At 71.5% G+C, this 20,383-nt stretch carries 18 protein-coding genes; 7 read left to right on the top strand and 11 right to left on the bottom strand.

Annotated elements, in window-relative coordinates; genetic code table 11:
* Positions 1-24 precede the first annotated feature (24 nt).
* Both WMF33_RS30285 and WMF33_RS30280 read right to left on the bottom strand, forming a co-directional pair.
* Positions 25-939 carry an alpha/beta fold hydrolase gene (locus tag WMF33_RS30285; protein ID WP_437331886.1) on the bottom strand — a complete coding sequence of 305 codons (915 nt, stop codon included), beginning with the start codon at positions 937-939 and terminating at the stop codon, positions 25-27.
* 63 nt (positions 940-1,002) lie between these two features.
* Positions 1,003-1,761, bottom strand: coding sequence for a peroxiredoxin (locus WMF33_RS30280; RefSeq protein ID WP_437331885.1), 759 nt, complete (start codon positions 1,759-1,761; stop codon positions 1,003-1,005).
* A 78-nt stretch (positions 1,762-1,839) separates the two neighbouring features.
* On the opposite strand from WMF33_RS30280, the gene deoC reads away from it, so the two are divergent.
* From deoC to WMF33_RS30265, 3 genes are all read left to right on the top strand, one after another.
* Positions 1,840-2,793: a deoxyribose-phosphate aldolase gene (gene deoC, locus WMF33_RS30275; RefSeq protein ID WP_437331884.1), complete on the top strand. Its 954-nt coding sequence runs from the start codon at positions 1,840-1,842 to the stop codon at positions 2,791-2,793.
* Positions 2,794-2,886: 93 nt separating this feature from the next.
* Positions 2,887-4,440, top strand: a complete 1,554-nt coding sequence (locus WMF33_RS30270; protein ID WP_437331883.1) for an aldehyde dehydrogenase family protein — start codon at positions 2,887-2,889, stop codon at positions 4,438-4,440.
* Positions 4,440-5,336, top strand: a complete 897-nt coding sequence (locus WMF33_RS30265) for an aldehyde dehydrogenase family protein (RefSeq protein WP_437331882.1) — start codon at positions 4,440-4,442, stop codon at positions 5,334-5,336. Before WMF33_RS30270 ends, WMF33_RS30265 begins: the two co-directional genes overlap by 1 nt.
* A gap of 26 nt (positions 5,337-5,362) precedes the next feature.
* Here WMF33_RS30265 and fmt read toward each other — a convergent pair whose 3' ends face one another.
* Positions 5,363-6,298: a methionyl-tRNA formyltransferase gene (fmt, locus tag WMF33_RS30260; RefSeq protein ID WP_437331881.1), complete on the bottom strand. Its 936-nt coding sequence runs from the start codon at positions 6,296-6,298 to the stop codon at positions 5,363-5,365.
* 82 nt (positions 6,299-6,380) lie between these two features.
* The gene (locus WMF33_RS30255) at positions 6,381-7,193 is read right to left on the bottom strand and encodes a formylglycine-generating enzyme family protein (protein WP_437331880.1); all 813 of its coding nucleotides are present in this window, start codon (positions 7,191-7,193) and stop codon (positions 6,381-6,383) included.
* 456 nt (positions 7,194-7,649) lie between these two features.
* Here WMF33_RS30255 and lon point away from each other — a divergent pair, with 456 nt between their 5' ends.
* Both lon and WMF33_RS30245 read left to right on the top strand, forming a co-directional pair.
* Positions 7,650-10,103 (top strand): endopeptidase La, encoded by a 2,454-nt coding sequence (gene lon, locus WMF33_RS30250; protein WP_437331879.1) that lies wholly within the window; start codon positions 7,650-7,652, stop codon positions 10,101-10,103.
* A gap of 222 nt (positions 10,104-10,325) precedes the next feature.
* Complete coding sequence (locus WMF33_RS30245) at positions 10,326-11,480, top strand: FHA domain-containing protein (RefSeq protein ID WP_437331878.1); 1,155 nt, start codon at positions 10,326-10,328, stop codon at positions 11,478-11,480.
* Between the two features lie 47 nt (positions 11,481-11,527).
* Here the strand turns inward: WMF33_RS30245 and WMF33_RS30240 are convergent, their stop codons facing one another.
* The gene (locus WMF33_RS30240) at positions 11,528-12,685 is read right to left on the bottom strand and encodes a hypothetical protein (RefSeq protein ID WP_437331877.1); all 1,158 of its coding nucleotides are present in this window, start codon (positions 12,683-12,685) and stop codon (positions 11,528-11,530) included.
* A gap of 107 nt (positions 12,686-12,792) precedes the next feature.
* Entirely contained in the window at positions 12,793-13,497 is a 705-nt protein-coding gene (locus WMF33_RS30235) for a hypothetical protein (protein ID WP_437331876.1), read from the bottom strand.
* Positions 13,498-13,644: 147 nt separating this feature from the next.
* Between WMF33_RS30235 and WMF33_RS30230 the strand changes: the two genes are divergently transcribed.
* A complete protein-coding gene (locus tag WMF33_RS30230; protein ID WP_437331875.1) occupies positions 13,645-14,346 on the top strand; it encodes a hypothetical protein in 702 nt (233 codons plus the stop codon).
* Positions 14,347-14,366: 20 nt separating this feature from the next.
* Here WMF33_RS30230 and tssG read toward each other — a convergent pair whose 3' ends face one another.
* The 5 genes from tssG to WMF33_RS30205 all read right to left on the bottom strand — a co-directional run bounded on the left by tssG (position 14,367) and on the right by WMF33_RS30205 (position 18,910).
* Complete coding sequence (tssG, locus tag WMF33_RS30225) at positions 14,367-15,500, bottom strand: type VI secretion system baseplate subunit TssG (RefSeq protein WP_437331874.1); 1,134 nt, start codon at positions 15,498-15,500, stop codon at positions 14,367-14,369.
* A complete protein-coding gene (gene tssF / locus WMF33_RS30220; RefSeq protein WP_437331873.1) occupies positions 15,464-17,233 on the bottom strand; it encodes a type VI secretion system baseplate subunit TssF in 1,770 nt (589 codons plus the stop codon). The genes tssG and tssF overlap by 37 nt, the downstream gene beginning before the upstream one ends.
* Positions 17,234-17,306: 73 nt before the next feature.
* Positions 17,307-17,729 (bottom strand): type VI secretion system baseplate subunit TssE, encoded by a 423-nt coding sequence (gene tssE / locus WMF33_RS30215; RefSeq protein ID WP_061622427.1) that lies wholly within the window; start codon positions 17,727-17,729, stop codon positions 17,307-17,309.
* Positions 17,730-17,776: 47 nt separating this feature from the next.
* Entirely contained in the window at positions 17,777-18,262 is a 486-nt protein-coding gene (gene tssD, locus WMF33_RS30210; RefSeq protein ID WP_044986282.1) for a type VI secretion system tube protein TssD, read from the bottom strand.
* Between the two features lie 144 nt (positions 18,263-18,406).
* Positions 18,407-18,910, bottom strand: coding sequence for an Hcp family type VI secretion system effector (locus WMF33_RS30205; protein WP_437313263.1), 504 nt, complete (start codon positions 18,908-18,910; stop codon positions 18,407-18,409).
* A gap of 519 nt (positions 18,911-19,429) precedes the next feature.
* Between WMF33_RS30205 and WMF33_RS30200 the strand changes: the two genes are divergently transcribed.
* Positions 19,430-20,347 carry a hypothetical protein gene (locus WMF33_RS30200; protein ID WP_437331872.1) on the top strand — a complete coding sequence of 306 codons (918 nt, stop codon included), beginning with the start codon at positions 19,430-19,432 and terminating at the stop codon, positions 20,345-20,347.
* Positions 20,348-20,383 lie beyond the last annotated feature (36 nt).

The following is a 20,383-nucleotide window of genomic DNA, read 5'->3' as shown; positions in this document are numbered from 1 at the left end:
CGCCGCCACCGCCGCCTCCGCGGCCTACCTCGCTCCCCCGCTCCTCGGCCCCGCCGCGTCGCCGGCGCTCCCCCTCGCGAAGAACTCGCCCAGCCGCTCCGAGAGCTCCGCCGCCGCCGACCAGTGCATCATGTGCCCGGCGTCCGGCAGATCGACGTGCTCCGCGCGCGCGAGCTTCGCCACCCGCGCCGCCTCGTCCGGCGGGCGCCACCCGGTCGGCCCGCCGCTCACGACCAGCGTCGGGCACGCGATGCGCTCCAGGAACGCCGCGAACGCCTCCGCCTGGAACCAGAGCGGCGACGTCGTCCGGTGCATCGGATCGTACGCCCACGCGAGCCCGCCGCCGGGCTCCTCGCGCGTGAGCAGCGGCGCGCGCGTCGCGAGCACGTCGAGCGGCACGCGCGGGTGATGCGCCGCGAGCCGCGCGATCGCGTCCTGCATCGACGCGAGCCGCCGCGGCGCCCGATCGAGCCCCTTCATCTCGCGCAGCCACGTCTCCATGCGCGCGACGGCGACGTCGGGCCCGCGCGCCGGCGGCCCCAGGCCCTCGAGCAGCGCCAGGCGCTCGACGCGGCCGGGGCTCGCGCCCGCGTAGTACACCGCGACCGCGCCGCCCATCGAGTGGCCCACCACGCCGAGCCGCGGCGGCGCGAGCGCGTCGACGAGCGCCGCGACGTCGGCGATGTAGTCGGGGAAGTAGTAGTAGCCGCCCGCGCCGACGCGGCCGCTCCGGCCGAAGCCGCGCAGGTCGGGCGCGATCACGTCGTGCCCCGCCCGCGCGAGCGGCTCGGCCACGAGATCCCACGTGCTCCCCGCGTCGAGGAAGCCGTGGAGCAAGAGCAGCGTGAGGCCGGACGGCCGCGCGGCGTCGTCGCGAAAGCGATGGACGCACAGCGTGAGACCGTTGGTCTTCCAAGATTCCGACGTCCTACGCACCACGCGCGTGCTCTCGCGTGCAGGCGCCCACGTCAACCCCCCGCGCGCGCCGCGCGCCCGGCGCCGTCACCGCTTCGCTGGCGGCGCCGCAGGAGCCGCCGGGGGAAGCATCGTCCCCGTCGCCACCGGCACGGCCGATCCCGCCGCGCCCGCAGGCGGCGCGGCCGCAGCGCCCGGCGCGGCCGCAGCGCCCGGCGCGCCCGGCGCCGCGGCGTCGGACCCGGCCGGCGCGGCGCTCGCCGACGCCGCAGGCGCCGCCGGGAGCGCGGCGCCCGTGAGCCGCGCGGCGTCCTTCAGCACCTCGTCGGCGTGCACGCCGGGATCGACGTCCGGGTAGACCTTCGCGACCTTGCCGTCGGGATCGATCAGGAACGTCACGCGCGCCATCGACCCGAGCCGCGTCGGCACGCCGAACGCGTTGGCCCACGTCTGGTCGGTGTCGACGAGGATGGGGAACGGCAGCCTGTGCTCGGTCGCGAACGCCTCGTGCGACTCGCGCGTGTCGGGGGAGACGCCGAAGATCTGCACGTTGGCCTGCTTGAAGCGATCCCACGCGTCGCGGAACGCGCACGCCTCCTCCGTGCAGCCCGGCGTCCCGTCCTTCGGATAGAAGTACACGACCACGGCGCGACCCCGCTGGTCGGACAGCCGCTGGATCGCGCCGTTCTGATCGGCGGCGAACACGTCGGGCGCCGTCGCGCCGACCGGGAGGAGCCCCTGTCCACCGTCGGGTCGCTCGGCCGCGCCACACGCGAGCAGCGAGACAAAGGCAAAGACGACAGCAACTACGACAAAAACGAGGGCAGTCGGGAAGCGTCTCTTCATCAGAGCGCCACGTTAGCACGCACTCGGTAGGATCGATCCGACGCTTCTGGTACGTTGCGCCGACAGGAGACCAGGCCGATGGCGATCTACGGAAACGGCAGCGGCGCCGCCCCCGGCGCGGTGCGCCAGGGCAGGGGAATCACCTACCCCGATTTCTCTTCGCCTACCGTGGATAAGGTCATGGTGGAAGAGCGTGCAGCCGGGCTCGGCAAACGAAGCATCAAGGGCCCGGCCAAGGTCGCCGGCCTCAAGCTCGCCATCTCCATGATGGACCTCACCACCCTCGAGGGAAAAGACTCGCCCGGAAAAGTCGAGCAGCTCTGCCAGAAGGCGCTTCGCCCTCACGAGCGCGCGGACATCCCTCCGTGTGCGGCGGTGTGCGTCTATCCGAAGCTCGTGCCCGTCGCCAGGCGAGCGGTCGCGGGCTCGACGGTCAAGGTGGCGAGTGTGGCGACCGCCTTCCCGAGCGGGCTGTCCACGCTCGAGGTCAAGCTCGCCGACGTGCGCCAGGCGGTCGAGCTCGGCGCCGACGAGATCGACATGGTGATCGACCGCGGCGCGATGCTCGCCGGCGAGGTCAACGCCGTGTACGACGAGATCGCCGCGACCAAGGAGGCGTGCGGGCGCGCGCACCTCAAGGTGATCCTGGAGACCGGCGAGCTCGGGAGCTACGACCGCGTCCGCAAGGCGAGCCGCATCGCGATGCTCGCCGGCGCCGACTTCATCAAGACCTCGACCGGGAAGGTCACCCCGGCGGCCACGCCCGCGGTGACGCTGGTGATGCTCGAGGCGATCCGCGATCACGCGCACGCGACCGGCCAGCGCGTCGGGATGAAGCCGGCCGGCGGCATCCGGACGGCGAAGCAGGCGCTGCACTACCTCGTGCTGGTCAAGGAGACCCTCGGCGACGCCTGGCTCACGAGCGACCTGTTCCGCTTCGGCGCGTCCACGCTCCTCAACGACGTGCTCATGCAGCTCGAGAAGGAGCGGACCGGCGCCTACCAGGGCGGCGACTATTTCAGCAAGGACTGACCGCGCGCGGTCGGGGCGCGCGCGCGGCCTGGCGTCGCGCGGCGTGGCCGGGGCCGATGTTCAACGCGCGGCCGCCGGCGTAGAGTGCGCGGCATGAGCGACAGGAGCACCGCCGCGGCAGGCGGCGACGGGGGCGCGCCCCGGGAGTCTGGCGCGGAGCGCGCCGCGCGCGACGCGAGCCCCGCGCGCGAGGCGGCCGTCGTGTTCGGCGACGCGTGGCGCTACGCGCCGGCGCCCGAGGGGCGCGACCACGTGAAGATCGCGCCGCGGTACGACCTCTTCATCGGCGGCGCGTGGCGCGCCCCGGAGTCGGGCCGCTACCTCGACAGCGTCAGCCCGTCGACCGAGGAGAAGCTCTGCGAGTTCGCCGAGGCCTCCGAGCGCGACGTCGACCTCGCCGTGCAGGCGGCCCGGGCCGCGTACGAGAAGCACTGGTCGCGCCTGCGCCCGCTCGATCGCGGCAAGTACATCTACCGCATCGCCCGCGCCCTCCAGGAGAAGTCGCGCGAGCTCGCGGTCGTCGAGTCGCTCGACGGGGGCAAGCCCATCAAGGAGTCCCGCGACGTCGACCTCCCGCTCGCGGCCGCGCACTTCTTCTACTACGCGGGCTGGGCCGACAAGCTCGAGCACGCCTTCCCCGGGCGGGACCCGCGGCCGCTCGGCGTCGCGGGGCAGGTGATCCCGTGGAACTTCCCGCTCCTCATGGCGGCGTGGAAGCTCGCGCCCGCGCTCGCGGCGGGCAACACGTGCGTCCTCAAGCCCGCCGAGACGACGCCGCTCACGTCGCTGCTCCTCGCGAAGATCATCGAGGAGGCGGACCTGCCGCCCGGGGTCGTCAACGTGGTCACGGGCGCGGGCGCGACGGGCGCCGCGGTCGTCGGCCACCCCGGCGTCGACAAGGTCGCGTTCACCGGCTCGACCGAGGTCGGCAAGCGCATCCAGCGCGCGCTCGCCGGCACCGGCAAGCGGCTCACGCTGGAGCTCGGCGGCAAGGCCGCGAACATCGTGTTCGAGGACGCGCCGCTCGATCAGGCGGTCGAGGGGATCATCGGCGGCATCTTCTTCAACCAGGGCCATGTCTGCTGCGCGGGCTCGCGCCTGCTCGTCGAGGAGAGCGTCCACGACGCCCTGCTCGTCAAGCTGCGCGAGCGCATGGCGACCCTGCGCGTCGGCGATCCGCTCGACAAGAACACGGACGTGGGCGCCATCAACTCGCGGGCGCAGCTCGAGAAGATCCAGGAGCTCGTGGCCGCGGGCGAGCGCGAGGGGGCCGCGCGCTTCTCGGTGAGCTGCGCGCTCCCGGAGCGCGGCTACTGGTTCGCGCCGACGCTCTTCACGGGCGTCGCGCAGTCGCACCGGATCGCGCGCGAGGAGATCTTCGGCCCGGTGCTCTCGATCCTGACCTTCCGCACGCCCGAGGAGGCGATCGAGAAGGCGAACAACACGATGTACGGGCTGTCGGCCGGCGTCTGGACGGGCAAGGGCTCGAAGAGCTTCTGGGTCGCGCAGCGGCTCCGCGCCGGCGTCGTCTGGGCGAACACCTTCAACAAGTTCGACCCCAGCTCCCCGTTCGGCGGCTACAAGGAGAGCGGCTTCGGCCGCGAGGGTGGGCGCCAGGGGCTGCTCGCCTACCTCGAGGTGGACTGATGGCGCTCGGCAACGGCGAGGCGGGCGCGCGCGTCGGCGTGCGCAAGGCGTACAAGATGTTCGTGGGCGGCGCGTTCGTGCGCTCGGAGTCGGGGAGGTACACGCAGGTGCGCGATCACGGCGGCGCGGGCGCGGTCGAGAACATCCCGCGCGCCTCGCGCAAGGACGGGCGCGACGCGGTGGTCGCGGCGGCCGGCGCGCTCGGCGGCTGGTCGTCGCGCTCGGCCTACAACCGCGGGCAGATCCTCTACCGCCTCGCGGAGATGCTCGAGGCGCGGCGCGCGGAGCTCGCGGCCTCGCTCGAGCGCGGCGGCCAGGGCGCCGGCGACGCCGAGCGCGAGGTCCTCGCGTCGATCGATCGCGCCGTCGCGTACGCGGGCTGGGCCGACAAGTACCAGAGCCTCTTCGCGAGCCTGAATCCCGTGTCCGGCCCGCACTTCACCTTCACGGTGCCCGAGCCGATGGGGGTCGTCGTCATCGCGGCGCCGCCGCGCCCCGCGCTCCTCGGCCTCGCGGGCGCGCTCCTGCCGGTGATCACCGCCGGCAACACCTGCGTCGTGCTCGCCAGCGAGGCGGATCCGCGCACCGCCCTCGTCTTCGCCGAGGCGCTCGCCACGAGCGATCTGCCGGGCGGCGTCGTCAACCTCCTCACCGGCCAGCTTGCCGAGGTGCTGCCGCACCTCGCCGCGCACATGGAGGTCGCCGCGCTCGATCTGCACGGCGTGGACGCGGCCCTGGCGAAGCGCCTCGAGGAGGCGGCCGCCGCCAGCGTCAAGCGGGTGAGGTCCCGCTCGCTCGGCGAGGCGGAGTGGTTCGACGACCGGGCGGCGACGTCCCCGCGCTGGATCGAGCGGTTCGTCGAGCTGAAGACGATCTGGCACCCGGCCGGGCCGTAGCGCGGGCGGCGCGAGCCGCGCGCCGCTCAGCCGCCGAGCACCATCCCCGTCTGCAGCGTCCGCCCGGCGACGAGATCCGCGGCCGGGAGCGGCTTCCGCCCCTCGGCCTGCGCCCGCAGGATCTGGATCGCGCCGTCGCCGCAGGCGACGATCACGATGTTGCGGCCGGCCATCACCACGGTCCCCGGCGGCGCCCCGTCGCGGTCGGCCTCGCGCTCGACGCGCGCGGCGAGCACCTTGAGCGCCTTGCCCTCGATCGTCGTGAAGGCGCCTGGCCACGAGGTCATCCCCCGGATGTGGTCGTGGATCTGCCGGGCGCTCCGGTCCCAGCGGATGCGCCCGTCCTCCTTCTTGAGGAGCGGCGCGTGCGTCGCCGCCTCGTGATCCTGCGGCGTCGCCTGGAGCTCGCCGTCCACGGCGCGGCGGAGGTCCTCGCGCACGACGCGCGCCGCGAGCGCCCCGAGATCGACCGCGAGCTCGTCGGCGGTCGTGTCGGGGCCGATCGGGATGCGATGGATCGCGTAGACCGGCCCCGTGTCCATGCCCTCGTCCATCTGCATCAGCGAGACGCCCGTCTCGGCCTCGCCCCCGGCGATCGCCCAGGTGATCGGCGCGGCGCCGCGGTAGCGCGGCAGGATCGACGCGTGCAGGTTCATGCAGCCGCGCCGCGGCGCATCGAGCACCGCCTTCGGCAGGATGCGCCCGTAGGCGATCACGAGCGCGACGTCGGCGGCGGCGTCCTTCACCCACGCGGCGAACTCGGGCGTGCGGATCTTCTCGGGCTGCACCACCGGCAGGCCGAGCTCTCCGGCCTTCACCTTGACCGGCGGCGCCTTGAGCTCGAGCCCGCGGCCGGCCGGCCGATCGGGCTGGCAGACGACGCCGACGACGTCCGCGATCGACGCGAGCGCCTCGAGCGAGGGCACGGCGATGGCGGGGGTACCGAAGAAGAGCGCGCGCACGCCCTAGCTTCTAGCAGGAGCGGCGCCCCGCACGGCCGCCTTCTTCATCGCGATCGCGCCGACGCTGCCGCGCGGACGTGGCTCAGGGCTGCGCCGCCGGCCGCCCGGCGTCGTCGTCCTTCCCGCGCGCCGCTGCGCCGCGCGGATCGGCGCAGCAGCGGAAGCCGGTCTCGTAGAACACGAACTTCGGGTCGTGCGCGTCGTTCGTCCCGCGGCAGCCCGTCCACGGCTTGGCCCAGAAGCCGCCCATGAGCGCGCCCGGCCACCGCCGGCCGCGGCGCGACGCGACCCACTCCTCGACGTTGCCCATCATGTCGAAGATGCCGAACGACGAGGCGCACCCGGGGTACGAGCCGCTCGGGGCGCCTTGCCAGAGCCGCTCCACCTCGTGCCGCGCGACGTCGCCGGAGGCGCCGAGCTTCCGCTCGTCGACCGGCCGCCACGCCTTGCCGCTGTTGCAGACGGCCCTGTCCACGCGCCAGCCGTAGACGAGCGGGCGCCGCTCGGGGCCCTCGCACGCGAGCTCCCACTCCTGCTCGGCGCACACCCGCTTGCCGCGCGCCGCGCACCACGCGGTCGCCATCTCGAACGACTGCATGACGAGCGGCTTCGCGCCCCGCTGGTTCGGCGCCTCGAACTGATCCATGCACACCGCGATCTCCGTCGTCGGCCCCTCCTCCGCGGTGATCCCCTCCCAGTAGGCGAAGCAGTGGGTCGCCTTGCCGCTCTTGACCGGCTCGACGCAGACATGCTGGACGTCGTCATGGTGGGTGCCGGTGACGAGCCGCATGTCCGGCGGGCACGCCGGGCTGGGCCCTGGATCGAGGGACGGCGCCGCTGGCAGGCTGAGCATCGCGAGGGCGAGCGCGCCGAGGCCGAGCAGGGGATCGATCATCGTTCGCGAGGGCTCCGGTGTCGCTCCGCGCCGGGCGCCGCCGCGGCCGAGCCCGCGTCGCGGCGCGACGGCGGGGAACGGTGGGGAGACGATGCGCCTCTCGTCTGACGCGGTGGGCGACGCGGTGGGCGACGCGGTGGGCGACGCGGTAGACCCTGCGCCGCGTCGCCGCGCCGCCCGACAAGCGAGCGCTGCAGGTCGGAGCTGACCCGCAGAATATCCCCATTCAAAAAAATGGCCAGGGCTGTGGCACGCGGCATGCGCCGTGTCTATGGTGAGTTCCCGTAGCCTCGCGGGCTGTCTTCCACCAGAGCTGCCAGCAGGGCTCCGCGTCGCACCGTTCGCATCCGTCTGGATGCAAGCCAGGATGACCGGGGCGCGCGCCCGCCGCGCGACCCGGCGTCAGGTTGATGAAGGGGTTTACCTCCCCCGGTCGGGTGCCTAGAGGAGATCGCCATGTCCGAGAAAAAGAACCCGCCGATGCCGCCGCGCTCCGAGGAAGAGGTCGTCTTCGGCGACGAGCTGCCGGTTCTGCCGATCCGCAATGCGGTCCTGTTCCCGGGCGCCGTTGCGCCCTTCGATGTCGGCCGCGAGAAGTCGGTCGCGCTGGTCGAGGATGTCGACAACCTTCCCGGCCCGGTCATCGCGATCTTCGCCCAGCGCGATCCGTCGACCGACGATCCCGGCGCCGAGGATCTGTACCCCATGGGCTGCGCCGCGCGGGTGCTGAAGGCGCTCAAGCACAGCTCGGGCAACTACTCGCTGATCCTGCAGGGCCTCACGCGGATCCGGCTCGACACCGTCACCGCCCACACGCCGTACCTGCGCGCCAAGATCCGCCGCATGGACGAGCCGGCGACGGAGGACGTCGAGGCCGAGGCGCTCGCGATGAGCCTGCGCGACATCGCGAAGCAGGTCATCCAGCTGATGCCCGAGCTCCCGCGTGAGGCGGGCTCGCTCATCGACTCGATCCAGGCGCCGGGCGCGCTCGCCGACCTCGTCGCGGCGAACCTCGACGCGCCGGTCGAGGAGAAGGCGCAGCTCATCGAGACGATCGACGTGAAGGAGCGCATCCGCAAGGTGCTCCGGCTGCTCACGCGGCAGCTGGAGATCCTGAAGATGCGCGAGCGCATCAACTCCCAGATCAAGGAGGAGATGGGCAAGAACCAGCGCGAGTACGTGCTCCGCCAGCAGCTCAAGGCCATCAAGGAGGAGCTCGGCGAGGACGACGGCGATCAGGGCGACCTCGACGGGCTCGAGGATCGCATCGCGAAGGCGAACCTGCCGACCGAGGCGGAGACGGTCGCGAAGAAGCAGCTGAAGCGGCTGCGGACGATGCAGGTCGGGTCGGCCGAGTACACCGTGGTGCGGACGTACCTCGACTGGATCCTGGACGTGCCGTGGACGCAGTCGACGCAGGACAACCTGGACATCGGCAGCGTCCGCAAGGTGCTCGACGAGGACCACTACGGCCTGGAGAAGGTCAAGAAGCGCATCCTCGAGTACCTCGCGGTCCGCAAGCTGAAGCAGGACAAGAAGGGCCCGATCCTCTGCCTGCTCGGGCCGCCCGGCGTCGGCAAGACGTCGCTCGGCCGGAGCATCGCGCGCGCCCTCGGCCGCAAGTTCCACCGCGTCTCGCTCGGCGGCGTGCACGACGAGGCGGCGATCCGCGGCCACCGGCGCACCTACGTCGGCGCGCTGCCCGGCCAGATCATCCAGGGCATGAAGAAGTCGGGGACGATCAACCCGGTCTTCATGATGGATGAGGTCGACAAGATCGGGCACGACTTCCGGGGCGACCCCTCGGCGGCGCTGCTCGAGGTGCTCGACCCGGAGCAGAACAACACGTTCGCGGATCACTACCTGGAGATCCCGTACGACCTGTCGCACGTGATGTTCGTCGCGACCGCGAACGTGGCCGATCCGATCCCGCCGCCCCTCCGCGACCGCATGGAGATCCTCGAGATCCCGGGCTACACGCGGAAGGAGAAGCTCGCGATCGCGCGGCAGCACCTGCTCCCGAAGCAGCTGTCCGAGCACGGGCTGACGACCGACCAGCTCGAGGTCACCGACAAGGCGCTGGAGGAGATCATCGATCACTACACGCGCGAGGCCGGCGTCCGCTCGCTCGAGCGGCAGATCGCGGGCGTCATCCGCGGCGTGGCGGTGAAGGTCGCGGAGGGCGACACGCAGAAGCGGCGCGTCGACAACGAGGACGACCTGCACGAGTTCCTCGGCCCGGCGAAGTACACGAGCGAGGTCGCCGAGCGCACCGCCGAGAGCGGCGTCGCGACGGGCCTCGCGTGGACGAGCGTCGGCGGCGAGATCCTCTTCATCGAGGCGACGCGGATGTACGGCACGGGCAAGCTCCAGCTGACCGGCCAGCTCGGCGACGTGATGAAGGAGTCGGCGCAGGCGGCGCTGTCCTTCGTGCGCAGCAACGCGGCGAGGTACGGCATCGCGAAGGACTTCCTCGAGAAGAGCGACCTGCACATCCACATCCCCGCCGGCGCGATGCCCAAGGACGGGCCGAGCGCGGGCGTGACGATGTTCACGGCGCTCGTCTCGCTCCTCACCGGGGTCAAGGTCCGCCACGACGTCGCGATGACGGGCGAGATCACGCTCCGCGGTCGGGTGCTTCCGATCGGCGGCCTGAAGGAGAAGGTGCTGGCGGCGCACCGCGCCGGCATCAAGCGCATCATCGTCCCCGAGCGCAACCGGGCGGATCTCGAGGAGGTCCCGAAGGAGGTCGTGGACGAGCTGCAGTTCTTCTTCGTCAGCCGGATGGAGCAGGTCCTCGAGGCCGCGCTCGAGCGGATGCCCGAGCCCGCGCCCGCGACCGAGGAGTCGAAGGACGGCGAGAAGAAGGACCTGGAGAAGTCGGAGAAGAGCTCGATCGCGAGCAACTGATCCGGGGGCGATCGCTCTGCGATCGTTCTACGAGGCGCCGCGCGGCTTGGACGCGCGGCGCCTTTTTCGTCAACCCTTTCGTCAAGAGGGGCGAGCGGCTCGTCGCGCGCCGCGCCGGGAGCCGCGGGCGTGCGCGCGCTTGCCGCCGGCTTTCGTCTCGACGGAAGTCAAGCGAATCGGTAGCCTCGTTGTCGCATGAGGCCGTGCCCGAACTGCGCGTGGATGCTCAAGGAAACCGACGCTGCCTGCACGATGTGCGGCGCGAGCGTGGCGGGTGCTGCGCCTTCGGCCTCCGGTCCGGTCGCGCCTCCGCCGCCGGTGCAGGGGGGCGCGGGCGCCTACGCTCCGCCTGGCCCACCGGGCTATCCGGGGCAATCGGTCGCCTCCGGGTACGGCGGTGCGGCGCCGCAGGGGTACGGCGCCGTGGGCGGCGCGCAGGGGGCCTACCCGCCTCCTCCTCAGGTCGGGGTGGGGGGTGGTCTCGCGGCGCCGCCGGGAGGCGTCCCCTTCTCGAGCGGCGCGGACTCTCCGTTCCCGGTCTCTCCATGGGCGCGCGCGGCTCCTTCGGCGGGGCTCACGTCGCAGCCGTCGTCGCCTCCGATGAACCAGCCGGGCGTCATGCCCGCCCAGCCGCCGCTGGCGTCGCCGATCCCGGGCATCGTGCCCGGCGCGTCGATGGGCGGCGCGATGGGGCAGCCGGCCGCGTCGCCGGCGCCGGTCTTCGGCATGCCCCCGCAGATCGTCGCGCAGCCGCCGATGGTCGTGCCGACGGCGGCGCCGGGGATGGTGGCGCCGCCGCCGCTGGTGCAGGCCGGGGCGGTGGCGCCGCCGCCGCTGGTGCAGGCCGGGGCGGTGGCGCCGCCGCCGCTGGTGCAGGCCGGGGCGATGGCGCCGCCGCCGCTGGTGCAGGCCGGGGCGATGGCGCCGCCGCCGCTGGTGCAGGCCGGGGTGCCTGCGGCGGCGCAGGGCAGGGCGCCGGCGATCGTCGCGCCGCCGATCGTGCAGGGCGCGGTGCCGGCGGCGGTGCAGCCGGTCCCGGGGCAGCCGTCACGCGTGCTCGTCGGCTTCCTCGTGACGTTCCAGAACGACCCGGGGGGCAGCTTCTGGCCGATCTACAGCGGGCGCACCCAGGTGGGGCGCGCCGGGGCGGATCCAACGACAGAGATCGGGCTGCCCGACGCGAGCGCCTCGTCGCGGCATGCGTCGCTCCACGCCGACCCGACGACGGGCCAGGTCTTCATCGAGGACGACGGCTCGCGCAACGGCACCTTCGTCAACGAGCAGCGCCTCGGGCAGGGCGAGCGCCGGCAGCTGCGCGACAACGACCGGCTGCGGCTCGGGAGCACGACCTTCGTGGTGAAGGTGCTGGTGGCGTGAGCGGAACGGGCCGGGCGCTGCGTCGCAGGCCCAGCCCTCCACGGAGCTTACTGTCCGCCCGTGCCGCCTGCGCCACCGGTGCCGTCGGTGCCGCCTGCGCCGCCTTCGCCGTCCTCGGCCGCCTGGCATACCTTGAAGCCGGTTGAGGGGTCGACATCACATATCCCGGACGTGCAGTCGTCAGCGGTGACGCAGGCCTGCCCATCCCCGCAGTCCCTATCGCAAAGCGTGCCGCCGCAGTCGATGTCGGTTTCCAGGCCGTCCTTCTCGCCGTTGAAGCAGAGCGGCGCGGCCGGCGGGATCACGCAATTGAAGTATTCAACCACCTCGGCGGGGGTCTCCTTCACGATACCCTCGCTGTCGGTCGACGGATCGATCGGCGGGTAGTGGACGCGGAAGCTGATGAATCCGGCGTACTTCTCCATCTCCTCAGCGTCCGTCAGGTCGGCCTTCGGCGGAGGCTGGAGGCCAGGGCTCGACTCGAGCACAGCCCTCGGCAGCAGTTGATCGAAGCCGCCGCACTCCCGTTCGGCGGCGTCGATCCGGTTGAAATGGTGCGAAGTCCCGTCGGCGCAGCTCACATCGAGGATGTCCCGGCCCTCCGGTGTCGTGATCGAGACAGTCCCTCCGTTCACGCTCAGAACCTCGGCGCTGCTGCCGCCGCCGCTTCCGCCAGTGCCGCTACCGCCGTTCCCGGGGTTGCCCCCGCCACCGTCGCTGCCGCCACCCTCGTTGCCGCTGCCATCCTCGCACTGCGGGAGCATGACTCCGGCGCCCCCCGTGCCCCCGGCGCCCCCCGCATTCTCGGGCTCACCGCAAGGATTGATCGTCACGGAGTAGGTGAACTCCCCCGCGTACGTGAACGAGCCGCACTCCTGCGCCTGGGCGTCGATGCGCTTGAACGAGACGCTCGTCGGGGGGAACGCCGCGACGTCGAGCGGCGGATCGAAGATGACCTGCCCGCCACCCTCGAGGAAGCACACGTCGAGCTTCTCACGGGTCGCGAAGCTGCCTTTCGGCCCATTCCCCGCGCCCGGAGCGCCGCACCTGTCGTCGATGTCGTCGTGAAAGGTCGCGTAGCAGCTGTTCTGATCCCTGAGGAACGCGCAGATGTTCTCGAACTCCTCGCCGCAGCCGGGCACGGTGACGGCTGCGGCCACGAGGAGCGGAGCGACGGCGGCGGCGAACAAGACGTAACGGCGCATGGGCGCAGTCTACGCGGACTCCCCGCAGGTGGGCCAGATCCGCAGAGGTCGCCAAGGCACGGCGGCGCCGGGGGGCGCCTCGGCCTCGCGTCCGCGGTCGGCTCGCCTCAGAGCTCGGCGTAGGGCCCGGGGACCACGTACGCGTCGTCGTTGCCCGCGTACGTGAACACCCCCCAGCAGACGAGCTTGTACTTGATCGCGAACGCCATCGCCTCCCGCAGGCTCGCCTTGGGCGCCAGCACGGCGAGGTTCGAGCGGCGGACGCCCCACCAGCCCGGCCCGTGCTGCAGCACCGCGTCGTGGAGGTCCTTCGTCGCGTGCTCCGAATCCTCGAGCACCGCAAGGCGCAGCCGGACGAACGACTTGTCGCTCGAAGGGAAGTCGAACCAGTACAGGTTCGACCTCGCCTGCTTCGGGGCGATGCTCCCGGCGCCCTGCGCCGACAGGAAGCGCGTGAGGTCGTCGGGCGCGAGCTTCTGCGTCACCGGGTGCGTGTCGACGCCCTGGCACGTCTCGGGGCCCACCTTGAACTCCCCGAGCGTGAGCGGCGGCTCGCGGCCGTTCTCGGGCGTCAAGAGGAACCTGTCGATCTCGGGCAGATCGCCCGGGTACTCCACGCCGGCGTCGATGCCGCTGCACGCCGGGACCCCCAGCGAAAGCGCGAACGCCGCCGCGAGCGCGGGGCGCCCTGGCGCGCGGCTCGGCGCCGGACGTCCGTGGGCGGGGCTCCTGCGGAAGGGGGGGCTCGGCGCGCTCGCCGCCGGTGCTCCGGCGGGCGCGCCCTTGCGGCTCGGTTTGCTTTCGTTCGACATGGCTCTCTCGCGGCACCTGGGGCGTCGCCTCGATCGGCGGGCGCAGCGCTGCCCGGGCCGGGCAATCATTCAATGCCGGACGCCCCGAGGGCAAACTCCTCTGCGAACATTTGGCTGGCGCGCCCCCGCTGGCCTAAAGTTCGCCCGATGAGGCACCTCGGAACGCCGATGCTCGCGCACGTCCCCGCCCTCCGCGCAGGGCTCGCGGCCGCCGCGGGGCGCGCCGGAGCGGCCTGCGCCGCCGCGGCCATGATCGCGCTGCTCGCCGGCTGCGGCGGGTCGCCCGCCGCCCCCAGGCAGGACGAAGTCTTCTATCTCCACGGCGCCAGCGGGCTGCTGAGCAAGGACCAGAGCTTCGAGGTGTACTTCCCGCCGCTCGACGCCCCGGCCACCGATCGGGTGCCGCGCCGGATCGGCGTGGGCCTCATGAACGGCGACGTCCGCATCAGCCGCCCGATGGACTGGAACGTCGGCGGCGCCGACTACACGCCCGAGCGCCGCTTCATCACGTACCAGTCGCCGCGCCAGTTCCTGTTCTCGATCTACGAGCGCATCGACAGCCCGGAGGACCCGTGGCCCGACGTGCTCAAGCGCTACGAGGCCGACCTGGAGGAGCAGGGCGCGGAGATCCTCTCCGGCCGCGCCCCGGTGGCCACCGCGAACACGCAGGGCCGCAGCTACCTCGTCAAGGCGAAGATCCCCTCGAAGCCCGTGTCCGAGGCCTTCGCCCACGAGATCCTCGTCCGGAGCCCCCGCCGCGTCCTGCTCGTGCAGATCGTGCACCACGAGAACATCGACGCGAACGCCGACGAGATCACGGCCGCGCTGCAGAGCCTCACCGTGTACTGAGCGCCCGCCGCGCGCCCCCGTCACATCGGCGGGGGCTCGCCCCGATCCTCGTCGTCCTCGTCGTCGCCGCCCGCGAGGTGCTTGTCGTCGAGGGGGATCGTGATCACGAGCCGCTCCGCCGCGGAGCCGCCGATCCACGCGGTGCGCTTGAGCGTCGAGGCGCGCGGCGAGCCGAGCTGGAACCGCGGCGCCTCCTCCGTGTCCACGTGGATCTCGAGCATCACGTCGTGGATGCCCGGCGTGAACGTCTCGATGATGCCGCGGACGAGCTCCTGACGCTGGCCGCCGGGCAGGAACGAGAGGTACTCGTCGTAGCCGACCGGCCCGAGCACGACCTTGTAGCGGCCCGACCCGTCGAACACGTAGCGCCCCAGCGTCAGGCTCTCGCCGAGCTGGTGGTTCATCACGCCGAGCTTGTTCCTGAACGGCTTCTCGATCTTCGTCCAGTGGCCGACGAACTGCTCGATCTTCACGCCGATGTCCCCGAGCATCTCGGAGAGCACCGTCTCGAGGTTCCGCGCCGAGCGCGACTTCGAGGCGAGGATCGGCGCGTACCGGAGGAAGAAGAAGCGGTCGAGCGGCGTCTCGTAGTCGCGGAACCCGTCGAGGCCGACCGCGCAGAGCATCCGGCGCGAGAACGGATCGGCGCCCTGCTTGCGGTACGTGACGGGCAGCCGGTACTTGGTCCACGCGCGGTAGAGCAGCGACAGGAGCCGGTGGTGGAGGACGTCGAGGAGCTCGCGGACCGGCTGCGGCCCGCCCTGATAGTCGGCCAGCGCGATCTGCTCGATGAAGTACGCCGGCAGCGGCGACACCGAGCCGTACAGGCCGAGGAACGTGGTCGAGACCCGCGCCCGCTGGACCCCGTCCGCGTACTTGACCGGCGCGAGCTCGCTCACGTCGCTCGACGCGAAGACGAGCGACGGATCGCCGCGCAGCCGGATGCGCTCGTCCTGCACCGGCCCGAGCTGGCCCACCGGCGGCGCGGCGGGGAAGAGCCGCTCGAGCAGGTAGACGAGGCGGTAGTACGAGAAGCGCGGCGCGGTCTCCGCGAAGCGCCGGAGCGCCTCCATCGCCGCGGGGTCGGCGGCCGCGGCGCCCCTCGGCGCGGCCGCCCTCAGATCAGCGTCAGGCTGCCGCTCTTCGGCTCCCATTTGTGCACCACGCGTGTGTTCGTGCCGGTGACCGTCAGCTGCGTGAACGAGTTCAACGAGACGTAGGACCCGAGCATCTCGTTGAGGATGCTCGCGAACAGGTACATCTCGCCCTCGCCGACGAACCCGCCCTCGTCGAGCTCGACGTCGACCGCGACGCCGCGCACCGGCGCGCCCCGGTACAGCCGGTCGGTCGGCCGCACCCGGATCGACTTCATCGCGGCCAGGCGGAGCTGGTTCGCGCGCGCCGCCTGGCGATCGACGATCGCCTGGAAGTTGTAGAGATCGACCGTCGCCCGGAGCACCTCGAGATCGGTGATCGAGCGGTAGCTCATCGCCATGTGGGCCAGCACGCGCCACTGCAGCTCGCGCCCGATCGGCGGCGGGAGCGGCGCGGTGACGCCCGTGAGGTTCGTGAAGCTCGCCACCGCGGGGGAGGTCGCCGTCGGCACCCGCAGATCGCCGAGCTTCAGCTGCGCCGGCAGGCGGCGGTTCGTGCTCGTCGCCTCGATGCTGATCACGTCGAACTCGGGGAGCGCCCCCGCGTCCTGCGGCGAGCCGAACGACAGGTACATGTCGATGCCGTCGCCGATCGCGGCCGGGCGGAGGTGCGTCTGGTAGAAGATCGTCCGCGCGGCGGCCTCGGGATCGAGCTCGTGCTGGAAGCTGAAGAACGAGGGGATCTCGACGCGCTGGCTCGTGCGGCGGGCGATCCCGACGACCTTGTCGATGCTGTGGATCTCGAAGGCCGCGGGCGTCGCGCCGGCCGGGCGGCACAGGTACTCGTGCTTGGTGGCCTCGGGCTTGATCGGATCGCTCGTGTGCTCGAACAGGTTCACGACCGGCGAGCAGAACAGCCGGAGGTTCTCCCGGCTGACGCGGGTCCCCGGCGGGAGCCCGTCCCTGAACTGCAGCAAGATCGCGAACCGGTCGGAGATCCGCTCCGCCGAGAGCGCCTGGAGGCCGGTCACCTCGAAGAACGCGAACTTCTGCGGGAGCGTGAAGAACTCCTGCAAGAGCCGGAAGCCCGGGTAGACCGTCTTGGGATACGGGATCAGCGCCTCTTCGTCGGTGAAGCCGGTGAGCCGCACGGCGCGCCCCGGGAGCGACGCGATCGTCGTGTCGCGCCCGGACGCGTCCACGGCGGCGAGCGCGACGGTGTCGACGTGCGCGCCGACCCAGAGGCGGAGGTCGTCCTGGAGCCGGCGCTCGCCGTGGATGTAGAAGCGGAGCGACGAGAGCGACAGGCCCGCGAGCGCGGCGCCGCCGGTCAGGCGGAGCTCGATGCGGAGCGTCTGCGCGAGCTGCGCGCCCGTGTCGACGCGCACGTCCTCCACCGCGAGCGGGACGAGCTCGACGTCCTGCGTGGTGCGGAACCGGCACGAGACGCCGTCGACCGGCACCGACCCGACCTCCGCGTGCCGGGCCACGACGAGCCTCTCGCGCACGACGTTCGGCAGCGGCGTGAACTCGATGATCGACGTCGCCGGGATCTGACGGAGGTAGTGCGGAAAGAGCAGCGACGCGACCGAGTGGATCACCTCGGGGAGCTCGTCGTCGAGCTTCTGGCGGATCTTGCCCGTCAGGAAGGCGACGCCCTCGAGCAGGCGCTCGACGTCGGGGTCGCCGCCGCGCTCCGCGAGCATGGGCGCGATCCCGGGGTAGGCCGCGGCGAACTCCCGCCCCAGGTCCCTCAGGTAGGTGAGCTCGTCCTGGTAGTACTTGTTGAACATCCTCTCGCCACCGCCAGTCGACCGCCTGGGCCGAAGCGTGTCAACCGCCGTGAGCTCGGCCGCCGGACAGAAGCTACGTCATCCGGACGTTGCCGCTCTGGTCCACCGCGGCGCCGAGCCGGAGCGCCTGGCGCCGGCCGTCGGGGAACTGGATCTGCGCGGTGATCTCGAACTCGAGGATCATCGACTGCAGCACCGAGTCGCTGCGCAGGTGCCGGACCTGCACGTTCTTCAGCCGCGGCTCGTAGGCCTGGATGCAGTTCTTGAGCGAGCGCTGCACCAGGCCGATCGCCTCGGGGAACTCGTGCAGCACCTCGGAGACCTCCATGAGGCCGTAGTCCGGGCAGGTCAGCGAGCTGCCCTGGCGGGTGTTCAGCATGTGCCCGAGGTGCGTCAGGATGGCCGACTCGAGGTCGTGATCCCGGTAGGTGTGCCGCTCCGTCGAGTGCGGGTCGGCCGCGTGCTGGATGCGGGTGAGGAGCGATGGGCCGGCCACGGCGCGGATCGTAGATCAGCTCGCGCCTCGAGCGGAAGCCCGGCGTTTCAGCGCGGGGTGAGCCAGTCGTCCTCGGCCGAGAGGCCGCCGTCGTTCCAGATCCAGAGGACCTTCTGGTACGTGAACGCGACCTCCTCCTGCTCGGGCACGCGCGCTTGCGACGGGTGCCGCACGTTGAGCATGTGGAACTGGATGCTCGAGATGGTCGCGTTCGTGAGCTGGACCGTGAAGACCGGCTTCTCGATGCCGATCGCGACCGACCGGTAGAACTGGAGCTCCCAGCGGGGGATGCTCTCGTTGTGGCTGAGCATGCTGAGGAGGAGCGGGGTGGACCGGTCGAGGTCCTTCGTGACGATGAAGGGCTTGTGCATCCGCTTGCCCGTCGGGCGGCCGGTCACCGGGTCGCGCGGTCCCACCAGCGAGTGGAACACCTCCGTGACCAGGATGCTACCTTCTCGCCCCTTCTGGGTGACGGAACCCCTGACTTCCCCTTGTTTTGCGCCGACGAGTCTGAGGTAGGCGTTGAGGGGCATGCCAACATTCTGATCCGAGGACGCCGTATCGCCATGCCTGAATTCGAGCGGCCTCCCGGCCGGCTCGATCTCCAGGACCACAAACGCGACCGGGCGACCCGAAGGCCGCCCGGCGCGACGAGACCCGAAGCCGGAGGCTACGGGTTACTGGTTCGGCGTCTCCCAGTCGTCGTCCGCCTGGCGGGCGCCGCTGCCGTCGTCGTACGACCACTCGATCTTCTGGTACGTGAAGGCGACCTTCTCGTACTCCGGCGTCTGCGCGTCCCGCCGGGTGTTCTCCATGTGGAAGTCGATGCTCGCGACCGTCGCGTTCGTGAGCTTGACGGTGTAGTGGTTCTTCTCCTTACCGTCGTTGTTGATCGCCTTCGCGCCCGGCGTGTAGAACTTGAGCTCCCACGTCTTGATGCTCTCGTTGTTGACCAGGGCGTTGTAGAGGAGCGGGGTCGCCTTATCGAGCTCCTTCGTGATCACGAAGGGCTTGTGCTGCCGCTTGCCGCTGGGCAACCCGGTCGCCGGATCGCGCGGGCTCACGACCTGATGCTGCACGGAGATGACGGCGATCGTGTTCTCGCGCTTAGCCTGGGTGACCGAGCCGTGAATCGGGCCCTGCGTAACACCCTCCAAGGTGAGATGAGCTTGCAACGCCATGGTCAATTGCCTCTTCCTTCAAGGTCTCGCCGCCTGGGCTCAGTCTACGCCCCATTGCGCGCTGGCAGACGGTTCGTCCCATCGGGAGTAAGAGCCTGAGAGATACGACTCTCATCGTATCTCTATCCCTGTTCATCCCAGGGAGCCCAGAAGGTAACTCCCTATATGGGAGCGTCAAGACTTTTGTGTCCCAGGGCAGCCGGCGCTTGCAGGTTTCTTGGTTCTCGATGTTCTCGATGGCCGCAATATTCCGTCCGCTGGGCCACCGCTTCGATAGGGCGGCGCTCGTGTGTCGAGCCCGTTGCGGAGGTTGTGGGCGACGTGACGATGCGCGGCGCAACGGCTCGATCCGACGGTGGGCATGACCGCCGACATGGAGAACAAGGTGGCCTGGCCGGCCAACAGGGCTGGCCGGCCAACAGGGCTGGCCGGCCAGCCGGAGCGGCCGGCCAGCGTGGCCGGCCAGGGCGTTCGGTCGCGAACTCGCCTCGGCGACGCCTTGCATGATACGAAGGACGCGTGAACATCGTTCGCTTCGGCTCCGTCGCCGGCCTGGGGCTCGCCGCCGCCCTCTCGGGCTGCGGAGCGTACCCCGAGCAGCCGCACGGCGAGCTGCAGACACGCAAGCAGAACCCGATTCCGGTCTGCACGACCCAGCTTCCGCCCGCGCGGCGCGCGGCGGGCAACAAGGCGGCCGTCCGCACCCTCGATCACGACCAGTGGCTGGGGATCGTCGTCCCCGCTTACAACGAGGAGCGCGGGCTCGGGCCGACCGACGTCGACTGCACCGGGCACTACGTGTTCGCCAACGAGACGCTGCGCGGCGGCGTCTCCAAATCCGGCTGGCCGCGCAAGATCGATCCGGACGAGGTCGAGATCCGCTCCGGGCCAGAAGGGCTGCGCGCCATCTGGGTGCGCGTCCTCAAGTTCGAGAACGGCGACGAGGGCGGCGTCGTGGCGCTCGTGCGCGCGGCGGGCGACCGAGCCGACGTCTACGGCGTCGGCAGCTTCCGCGCGCCCGCCAAGGGGACCAAGCTGTCCCCGGTGCGCCTCGGCAACGACAACCTCGTCGTCGCCGAGACGAAGAGCTGCCCGGATCCCGACGACTGCCGGCAACGGGCCCACTTCTACCTGGCGCGACGAGGACGCCTGATCGAGGCGGCCTCCGTCGACCTGGAACGGACCGCCGTGGTGCCCTCCGTCACCGAGCGCGGGCTCTACGCGCGCTACGTGCTGCGCACCGACGTGTCCTACAAACCGAACGGCATCCAGCTGCTCGAGCAGGTGCGCGTGAAGATCGTGAAGTACGAGGACGGCAACCGCGACAGCGATCGCGAGCTCCGCCGCGTCGAGTTCCAGCGGTTCCTCCGGGTGGAGCGGGATACGCTCTTCTCGTCGAACGATCCGCTCTGGGAGCGCGTCGTCGGACAGGACTAGAACTGCAGCGGCGGCGCTGGGGGAGCGCCCGGGGGG

Source organism: Sorangium sp. So ce394 (assembly GCF_051474665.1).
In the GTDB taxonomy this organism is placed as follows: Bacteria; Myxococcota_A; Polyangia; order Polyangiales; family Polyangiaceae; genus Sorangium; species Sorangium cellulosum_D.
Note: the sequence above shows the minus strand (reverse complement) of the source record. Positions and strands in the feature narration are given on the sequence as shown.